This window comes from Candidatus Zixiibacteriota bacterium (assembly GCA_018820315.1).
Lineage (GTDB): Bacteria > Zixibacteria > MSB-5A5 > JAABVY01 > JAHJOQ01 > JAHJOQ01.
The window spans coordinates 1-9502 of sequence record JAHJOQ010000124.1; the positions used below are offsets into that span (position 1 = coordinate 1).

5 protein-coding genes are annotated in these 9502 nt (G+C 51.7%); all 5 read right to left on the bottom strand.

Features of this window, described 5'->3' with window-relative positions; genetic code table 11:
- Window positions 1-909: hypothetical protein (locus KKH67_12555; GenBank protein MBU1320010.1), on the bottom strand; the 909-nt coding region annotated here is incomplete at its 3' end.
- A gap of 114 nt (window positions 910-1023) precedes the next feature.
- Window positions 1024-2592, bottom strand: coding sequence for a fibronectin type III domain-containing protein (locus tag KKH67_12560; protein ID MBU1320011.1), 1569 nt, complete (start codon window positions 2590-2592; stop codon window positions 1024-1026).
- Window positions 2593-2865: 273 nt separating this feature from the next.
- Window positions 2866-4869 (bottom strand): hypothetical protein, encoded by a 2004-nt coding sequence (locus KKH67_12565; protein ID MBU1320012.1) that lies wholly within the window; start codon window positions 4867-4869, stop codon window positions 2866-2868.
- Window positions 4870-4905: 36 nt separating this feature from the next.
- Window positions 4906-6462: a fibronectin type III domain-containing protein gene (locus tag KKH67_12570; GenBank protein MBU1320013.1), complete on the bottom strand. Its 1557-nt coding sequence runs from the start codon at window positions 6460-6462 to the stop codon at window positions 4906-4908.
- Between the two features lie 716 nt (window positions 6463-7178).
- Window positions 7179-8990 (bottom strand): sigma 54-interacting transcriptional regulator, encoded by a 1812-nt coding sequence (locus KKH67_12575; protein ID MBU1320014.1) that lies wholly within the window; start codon window positions 8988-8990, stop codon window positions 7179-7181.
- Window positions 8991-9502 lie beyond the last annotated feature (512 nt).

Consider the following 9502-nt stretch of genomic DNA (forward strand, 5'->3'; position numbering starts at 1 on the left):
ATTCACAATCCCGAGGACGTTGGTGCCATGAGCCCAATCAATTCTCTCCTTCGGAGAATCACCAAGGCCGGGACTCGGATCAGAGTCAGGCCCCAGCGAATCGAGGTTGTCTCCCGCAGCATCGTACCAGTGGTAGAGAAGTGTGCTATCGAAGTCCTCGTGGCTCAGGTCGAATCCGGCATCGATTATCGCAACAGTGACAGTCTCACGTTCATCCCAGTTGAAGTCAATTGCCTGCTCAAAATGGATGTCTGCTCCCGGAACTGTGTTGTTCTTCAAATGCCATTGATACTGATATTGGGGATCATTTGGCACATGATCCTGGACCGCTATATTGTAGAAGTTCGGTACTGAGTACTCAACAAGTTCAGACTCATAGAACGTGTTGGATACCTCAAGAAGATCCTCTGCCGATTCAGCTGTCATCCGAAGCATGTATCTCCGATCGTCGACACTGTCTATCTCTCGTATCTCGACATTGTGCATCAGAACGAATCCCTCGAACTCTGCAATAGATACCTCATCGGCCACCCTGGCCGTGAATTCATCGGTTAAGAACACCGGTATGCTGTCCGGAGTACCGAGTACCGGATTCGCTATCTTGACAGAGGTGTGATGTCTGAGGTTGGTGAGAGCGGAGTCTATACTCCAATCATCCTTGATTCCGTATGACCATGTGGATCCATTGATATTGATTGGCTCGAATGTCGTATCGATGCAGGGTGCATCGATTGTTCTGAGCGCTCCCTCGCCATCAGGATTGAGCACTACCGTGACAAGACTGTCACTTATCGGAACACTGATCTGCTGACCGAGTGAGTAGTAATGGTAGTCCGAACCTGCCGCCGATCCAGCTAAGAGAGCAAGGATCAATGCACATATCAACAATCCTATTGTTCTGTTATACATAGTAATTCCCCTTTCAAAACCTAATTCATTCAGCGGGTCTCAGACAGAGCATGCAATCACTGTCTGAATCTCGCAACTGTAATTGTCAAGTCACATCACGGACAGAATCAAGATTCACAAATCGCCGTTTGCATTGACCTTGAGAAGGCGGTAGTCTCCGGAGCCAACCGACCATGTTCTCGCGCCTACGATGTAGCCGCCGTCCGGAGCCGCAGCAATTGACATTGCACCATCGGTATTGCCGTGTCCCAGAGTCTTCTCCCAGATCAGGTTGCCGATGCCATCAACTTTGATCAAGTAGATGAGGCCGTCTTCCGTGCCCGGCGGCTTGGTCCCTCCAGCTAATATATAGCCACCGTCCGGAGTAGCCACCACAGAATACGCAACATCGATTTCGCCATTGTCGTAAGTCTGCTGCCAGATCAGGTCCCCGGACTCGTTCAGGAGGGCCAGGTAGATATCCCAGTTGTTTCCCGCAGTGTAGCCCGGTACGATATACCCCCCACCCGGAGCAGCAATCACACACCTCGAATCAAGAGTGTTCAGTTCAACACCAAGCTGCCTATCCCAGATCACATTCCCAGAGCTGTCGACTTTCATGAGAAAGATGTTGTTTCCTGCACCTGTGATGACAAAGCCACCATCAGGTGCTGACACCATCGAGAATGGATAGCCTCCAAAGTCAGGGTCAGCGTCAACGTCGATGAACTTCTGCCACATCACATCTCCATTCTCGTCGATTCGCAAAAGCCAGAAATAGCCTGGAGGGGGATCTCCGGTGTAGTAGTTGTCTTGAGTCAAACCAGCGATCAAGTAGCCACCGTCTGGTGCCGCGCAGATAGAGTAGGCAGAGTTTTCATGATATCCCTCAAAACCTTTGTAGGACCGTCCCCAAACAACTTGGCCATTGGCGTCGAACTTGACGATCAGTGCATCCAGCAAGAAGTCAGCATTGTATCCGGTCGTGCCTGCCGTGATGTAGCCTCCGTCTGCTGTCACTGCAACATCCCATGCGTCGTCACCCCTTGATCCGCCATAGGCCGTCTGCCAGACTATGTCGCCGTATTCATCAACTTTGACTAGATAGACATCGCTGCCACCGGAACCATATGAGCTGGTCTGTCCAGCCATCACATAACCACCATCCGGCGCTACGACAACACCCCCTTCAGCAAGCAACTCCTGATATGGTCCGCCATACGTTCGTTCCCAGGTGATGATGACTGAGTCGGGGGTTTTGGCGGTGACAGCGTTTGAGACTGATGACCAGTTGTGTGATTCGTCTGATGTGCGAAGCGCGAAGTAGTACTTTGTCATCGGTTCGAGGCCGGTCACTGAGAATGACTCAGTCGTTCCGGCAATTGATGGCGTGTGAGGGTTCGTGCAGCTTGTCCCGAGGTCCCATGTCGATGAATCGAGCTCTGATGTCGAATATCTGATGTCGTATCGTGTTGCCTGGCCGGTGACGCTGTCATCACCCGGGGCGGTCCAGGTCAGTCGGATGCTCCCGCTCGATAAGCTGTCAATGGAAAGATCTTTGGTCGTTGCTGGCGGCTCTCGATCCTGAACAGGATCGATGATCTTGTCACCTCCGCAGGAGAGCATGAGGGATACTACACAGAACAACAGAATGATCGGCAGTGAAATAAGGGGATTGGCTTTCATACATCTGTGGCTGGACATCATTCCTCCCTTTGGTCAGGTCCCGAAAGACCCCGATTCAAACCCCAATCCGGCGCCAGACAGCCTCTGACACCGGTCATTTCGGCATTCCCCCTGGTCGTAGGCGCACAATGCGCTAGACCGTTGTAATCTTGGCTCTACTAAAATCTAACCACCCCCATCCTCATTGTCAAACATTTACTCTCTCCACTACCGACCAGTGACAATAGCTATACAAGCAGAGCGGCAGATCATTATGATCTGCCGCTTGGTTGTCCAGAACAATCGTAACATCTACAGCGGTGGCATGCGGTCAGAGCATGTCCGTACCGGTTCAGGACCGCTGGTGAATATGTAGGCGATCAGATAGACAACATCATCGATATCGACACCGCCGCTGCAATTCGAATCGCCGGTAAACGCGTAGGGCTGGGGCGCGTCTCCACCAGTGAAAATGTAGCCGATGAGATACACGACGTCATCGATGTCAATGCCGGTAGAGGCGTCCACATCTCCCGCCGCAGCCATTGCCAGCGCTCGACTGGCATTTACACTACCAAAGCCATACAGTGGATACGCACCTCCATCATAGTCGGATGTTGACCGCCGGAGCACCTGTCGTACCCAGTTCAGCGGTCGCATCGTATGAGGTTCCGAATATATCTTCTTCATATTCGGCGCAACCGAGAACATCTGCCCAATGATGCCGCTGACAATACCTGAAGCAGCACCCGGCCCATTTAAGAAGCAGAAATAGTCCTTATTGCCATCACACTGGAGTACCTGTGGGTTGCTCCCAAGTGAATCTGGAGCGTCCACGGTGTATATTTGAATGCCGGGCGCACAACCATCGGGCAAAGGGTTAACGGCGGTGTACCATTCTACAACGCCGAAACGATTGTAACCGGTTATGCCCACGGTATAAGGGGAGCAGCCGGGGAAGGGTAATGGTCCCCCCTTGTCACCCAACGGCGCCACAATTACGTTGTTGTACTTGTGATTGAGAGCCAGTGCTTCCGTAATCGGGCCGCTGGGCGTTATGTATTCCGGAAACACTACTTCATCACACGCGTCATACGCGCTGAGCAGGGAAGTCAATTGCAGAGCTCGCCAAATGCTCCACGTGTCAGTGTACCTATCATCGTTAGTGACTCGGATGAAAATGTACTGAGCCCATGGCGTCATTCCCTGTATGCCTTCACCGTTGAACTCCTGGGCGGCGAGAATCCCCGCAATCTGCGTGCTGTTGGCCCAAAAGGGGTAATACCATTTAGGGATGTCATCCGGTGGACTGACGTCAGACCATGATGGTAGCCCAGTCGCGTTATAAGTTGCGTACACGCTGGCAGGATCAATGTCGGGGTGATCCAGATAGAAGCCTTCACCTATTACAGCTATGACCACCCTGTGATTCTTACCGTTGTCCCCAACGACTGCATGTGCTGAATCGAAGTCAATGTCGATGTCGTTGGTACTCTCCAGATACCACTGATGTATGCGGTATGGATCACCAGTGCTGTCCGATGGGCTCCCCTGAGGTGGATTGCTCCGTTCACCTTCAGGGGCAATACTCGCCTGATTTAGCTCAGCAGCGAAGTTCGGGGATATACTGCTGATTCCCGGTTGGCCGTGTAATTCCCGTGACAAGGCAAAGGGATCATCTATGCCGGCCAATGTCCGAGTCTCCTTGGTCATCCGTATCAGCAACCTCGTCGTGCCTTCGTTCTCCGGCAATGTGCGCCACACACCATCGATCTCGAAACCGAAACCGCCAGCCTGTTCGATCACCTGGCAGTGGTAGTCGTTCTCAAGACTGGAAATGACGGTGGGCACTGTCCATGGGTCGCTTGTAGTGAGCACGACCTGTTCGGTGGCATACGCAACCTTAGCAATACTATCATCGTTACTGATGATTACCGGGATTACAAGGTCTACCGCATCGTTGCCTTTCAGCTCGGCAATTGCCTCATCGATCGTATAGCCCTCGTTGAGATGATAAACTTCCGATGCAGTGCCGGTAATCGAGTACGGCGGGATCGTATCGTTGATGCAGTCAGCGACGATAGTGCTCTTGCCCGGCGCCGGGACGATAGTCACCAGTTCACTCGACGGCTGCATCCAAACGCTGATCGGCTCGCTTCCATACAGTACATCGCCCACCAGTGAGTCACCGATCACGACCGGATAGCTGCAATCGACCGCCCAAGCGGCAGGTGCAAGAATGAGAGCGGTCAATGCGATTGCTATTGTTATACCACCAAGGTATCCTCTTCTGTTATGCAATATTCTCGTTTCCATTTCAGAGCCTCCTTTCCAGAGATTCACTTCAATGTGTTACAATCCTCCATACGCATCTGTCTTGATCAGTAGCAGATCAGAGGGGGGCAGGCCATTGGGCCAGAAACTTCCTGCGATCAGATAGCCACCATCCGGAGTCGGAGTCGGTGCCAGACCGAGTTCGGCAGAAACGACCTCACCGTAGCGCCTGTCCCACTCCTTACGCCCTTTGCTGTCAACCTTGACCATGTATAGGTCTGCCTCAGTCCCACGCATGGTCAGCCCGGTAGCTACATAACCACCATCAGGGCAGGACGCGACTGTATAGCCATCCTCGCGGACATCAACATCTCCATAACTGTAGCTGTTTGACCACTCCACGTCTCCTGACTCGCTGATCTTCATCAGCAGCAGGTCGGAAACATCGGAGTAATCCGTCTGGCCAACTGCTATGGCGCCCCCGTCTGGAGAATCCGCCATGGAATAGAGCACGCAATACTGAGCGATTGGTTTGATAGAAACATCTGTGAGATCAGCACTGAGCTTAACGATGCAAGGGTCATTGTACAGCGTCCCGCCGATCAGGTATCCGTCAGACACCACTACCATAGCCCGCCCGCCGAAATCTTCGAGTCCCTCTGTATCATCAAGGAATAGTGAATCAGTGACACGTCCATCTTCATCAATAGAGATGATGAATGTAGCGTTACGTGGCAGTTCTTCGAATTCGTAGTATTCGGTCCAGCCCATGACAACGTAGCCGTCAGTTGTCAGAGAGGGTAGTATTGTCCAGGGGAGCGTATAACCCAAACCCAACCAGCGTGTCGACCAGATCTCATTCCCGGAGAGATCCGTTCGTACGATGTACGCCGCGAGAAAGGATGTGGTTGGATCAAGAAACCCCGATTCGCCAGCTAAGACATACCCATCCGACACTTCGATCATCGAGCGGACTTGATCATCCTGACCTGTCCCATAGGTCTTCTGCCAGACGACTTCTCCGTACGGGTCGACATGCACAAGCCACATGTCACCATAGCCATTGCCATACGATGCGGTGAGTCCGGCTATAAGATAACCCTCGGCAGTATTGAGAACCGCACTAGCCCACTCGTTGCGTGATCCCCCGTACGTTCGTTCCCAGGTGATGATGAGTGTGTCGGGGGTTTTGGCGGAGATGGTGTTTGACACTTCCGACCAGTTGTGCGATTCGTCTGATGTACGAAGTGCGAAGTAGTATTTCGTCATAGGTTCAAGGCCGGTCACTGCGAATGACTCGATATCCCCCGCGATACTCGGTGCATGTGTGTTCGTGCAGCTCGTTCCGAAATCCCATGTCGAGGAGTCGAGTTCTGTCGTCGAATATCTGATGTCGTACTGTGATGCCTGACCTGTCATGCTGTCGTCACCGGGAGCTGTCCAGTTGAGTCGGATACTCCCGCTCGATAAGCTGTCGATTGCGAGGTCTTGTGTCGTGGCTGGCGGCACTCGATCCTGAACAGGATCGATCATCTTGTCGCCCTCGCAGGAGAGGACAAGTGCAGTTACGATTATCAACAGAATGATCGGCAGTGAGAATAGGGGATTGGTTCTCAAACATCTGTAGCTGGACATCATTCCTCCCTTTGATCAGGTCCCGAAAGACCCCGATTCATACGCCAACCCGGTATCGAATCGCTGTCAACACCGGTCATTTCAGTATTCCCCTGGTCATATGCGCACATCAAGCGTGACCGTTGCATTCTTGACTCTACTGAAATTAACCCAGCCTTGTCATAATTGTCAACCATTGAGTTTACCTCACATACCAATCACTCTGCAATTGTTGTCTTGATTCAGGATTACTTGCTCGGCCGGCACCTCCTTTCGTGCTGTTTCACTCAGTTACCGCTGCTCATCCGTCGGGAGAGCGGCCGGGCTCGATACACATAGATTCCCTGTCCCCGTACCGAACCCGGTCTGGTACCCTGCAGTGTTGAGAGGCTTCGTTAGACGTTCACGTATCCAGCCACTAATCAATCCCCCCTCTCTGTCCGCAAGTGGCTGAATAGACACATTGCAAGTGTTGTGCCAGAACTGATCCTGCAATCATCTTTCCATTGCTGCGCTGGCGTTTGTCATTGGTATATCATGAGTTACGCTGCAAGAACAGGTGGGCAGGGGCGGAGTGGTCAGGTCGTTGCGGACTATACTCGAGGCTTTTTCCTACGAATAATTCGTAGTGACTCGTAGTGACGTTTCTATCGTGTTGAAATATAACGGCTTTCGAGACCGATGAGACTACGAGTCTACTACGAAGTTACGAATCGAAGAAATATTGGTCGGCGGGATTATGAAATTCGATGTTTTCTCATATGATAGCGGAATGTAGATTCATGTATGCCAAGCTCTCTGGCAGCTTTTGACTGATTGCTATCATTACGGCGCAGCACCTCAAGCAAATGCTCCCGTTCGATGGAGACTTTGTCGATGCTCTCATCAGTCTTTCCGATGGCACTCGGCACTTTCAACAGATCATCGATGTTGTTTCCCGGCGCCAGCGCTATCATGCGATTGATCTCGAACTTCAGCTCACGGATATTCCCCGGCCAGTCGCGATTGTTGAATCGTTCAATGAGGCGATCAAGTGTGCCGCTGTCGGTCGCTGCACTCTCGAAGCCGGTTCCCTGAAGAAAGAACTCGACAAGCAGTCTGATATCGTCGAGTCTGTCACGGAGCGGGGGGAGGTGGAGGGGCATTTCCTGCAGGCGATAATAGAGATCGCTGCGAAAATGACCCGAGTCCATCATCTGTTTCAAGTCAAGGTTTGTAGCAGCGATAAACCGCGTATTGACCTTAATATCAGAAGTTGTTCCGAGTCGCCTAACGCTCTTCGTATCGAGTACTCTTAGAATCTTAGTTTGAACGCTGAGAGGAGCATCGCCGATCTCATCGAAATAGAACGTCCCTTCTTCAGCCGATTCGATCAGACCCGCTTTATCATGAGTCGCGCCGGTGTATGTCCCCTTGCGGTATCCGAAAAGCTCCGATTCCAGCAGTTCAGACGGTATTGCGGCAGTGTTTACAATCCGGAACGGTTTGTTGGCGCGGGTCGATGATCTGTGGATATATTCGGCAAGAAGATCCTTGCCGGTTCCGGTTTCGCCGGTGATGAGCACTGTGTGAGATGTATTCTTGATTCTCTCAACTGCGGCAAGTATCTCTTTCATCTGTCGGTTGCCGGTGATAATTGCGGGCGCAGCCAAATCATCTTTTCGTGAAGCAGCGGATACGTTGGCAGCTCTTCGCAACTCAGCAAAAGCGATTTTGACCTGTTCGACACGTTTCGGGACATCCATCTCGATGAAGAGCATCCGCGACATTTCGAGGTGGCGCATGCGTTCATCGAAGCCGTATGACTCCGACTTGCCGGCGGTGAGATACGACAGAGCTAACTCATAGCGCGCACCTATCTCACGCAACAGATCAATCGATCTCTTGAAATCGTCGCAGGCCGATTCGGCCTCTTGTTTATGTGTATGTATCTGACCATAAGCTCGATAGAGCGCGCCGAGTTCGATGCGTTCGTTGATCCTGGTGATAGCTGCTTCGGCTTTGACGGCGGTCTCTTCCGCGATGGCGAACTTCTCTTCGGCAATGTAGACATCAGTCAGCATCCGCAGTGTCTGCGCAACCGCCGACGCCGTCGGTTCCGGCATGTCGAGGACTTTATGGTAGTACTCGCGCGCTTTGGCGTAGTTGCCACGAGTGTAAGCAAGCAACCCACTGTATTCTCTGTAGTAGATTGCTTCCTGCATTAGGTCAGTATCATGTATCAGATGGAAAGCGTTTTCCAGTGTTTCTGCGGCACAATCAACGTCCAATGTTAAACAGGAAATGTGGGCGCGAGTAAGGAAGGCATGACACTGGAAGAGGCGATCATCGGTCACTCTTGCATCATCCGCACAGGAGATCCCTGAAGCTTCGGCGAATCTCCCTTGAATTGTGTAAATCCGTCTAAGATTGAGGCGATACGCCATACTGTCATGGTCATCGTCCGACCTTTGACTCAACTGGACACATCTCTTCAGGAAGTCCGCTGCCTTCTCGTACTTGCCTTCCAAATATGCGATGTTTGCGAGCCTGTTTAGTGGTTTCAGCATACCGTTAACATCGTCTAGTCGCTTGAAGTATACATAAGATTCGTTGAACTCCTCCTCTGCGCTTTCCAAAGACCCTAGGGCTTGTAATACTTGCCCTCTGACAAACTTGGCGCGTGCGAATTGCTCATTAATCTCTGTGTTTGATAGTATCTTCAGAGATCGAAGAATGGTCTCCTCCGACGCAGAGAACTTGCACAGTCTGAAGAGGGACTCAGCCTTGTAAAGCAATAAGATGCCTTGCTCAACCACTGGGAAGTCGCGACTGGAGTCACCGTCTAGTAGGACAGATTCTATCATGTTCACGACACTATCGAACTTCTCCTGACGAATTAGCTCGTCAAGTTTGTTAAAAAGAGCCCTTGCGGTTGTCGTAAGAATCATCAAGCTACCTTACTTCTTGGGATCAGTCCAGCCATTATCATCCCCCTCCGGCCGTCTATCACTTATCCTCTTGCCGGGGGGAGTATCGGAAAGGCTTGGCCCCTCTATTTCGATCACAATTATGCCGGTCA

Coding starts and splice junctions, on each gene's coding strand:
- KKH67_12575 (MBU1320014.1), bottom strand. CDS start 8,990: ATGCTGAAACCACTAAACAGGCTCGCAAACATCGCATATTTGGAAGGC.
- KKH67_12570 (MBU1320013.1), bottom strand. CDS start 6,462: ATGTCCAGCTACAGATGTTTGAGAACCAATCCCCTATTCTCACTGCCG.
- KKH67_12565 (MBU1320012.1), bottom strand. CDS start 4,869: ATGGAAACGAGAATATTGCATAACAGAAGAGGATACCTTGGTGGTATA.
- KKH67_12560 (MBU1320011.1), bottom strand. CDS start 2,592: ATGTCCAGCCACAGATGTATGAAAGCCAATCCCCTTATTTCACTGCCG.